This is a genomic window from Acinetobacter johnsonii (assembly GCF_048551975.1).
In the GTDB taxonomy this organism is placed as follows: domain Bacteria; phylum Pseudomonadota; class Gammaproteobacteria; order Pseudomonadales; family Moraxellaceae; genus Acinetobacter; species Acinetobacter johnsonii_A.
Map to the genome: position 1 here is coordinate 1 of NZ_JBIMCF010000146.1, position 303 is coordinate 303.

Sequence of the window (303 nt, forward strand, 5' to 3'; positions counted from 1 at the left end):
TTGTGAAGCTTCTAACACACTGTCTGATAATGCAACTATCTGTTTTTGAATAGCTTCTTTTTCTTTCAAGTCAGAGGTCGTTTTCAAGCTTTTCTGTTTTGCTTTTAATTCATCTGAATCCTGCTTACTTGCAAGCAATGAATCTAAAGCCGTACGACTCTGAATAAACATTGCTTTGGTTGCTTTAGCCTGCGTGAAAAAACCATTGAGATCCATATTTGAAGAAGATACGCCAGTTACAGATTCAGATAATGATGTCGAAAGATTACTCAACGACCCAAAACCTGCATAGACACCTGATGC

The 303-nt window shown here is 37.6% G+C and carries 1 pseudogene; it reads right to left on the reverse strand.

Annotated elements, in window-relative coordinates:
• Positions 1-303 (reverse strand): annotated as a pseudogene (locus tag ACG9ZB_RS16990) (hypothetical protein); the annotation flags it as partial.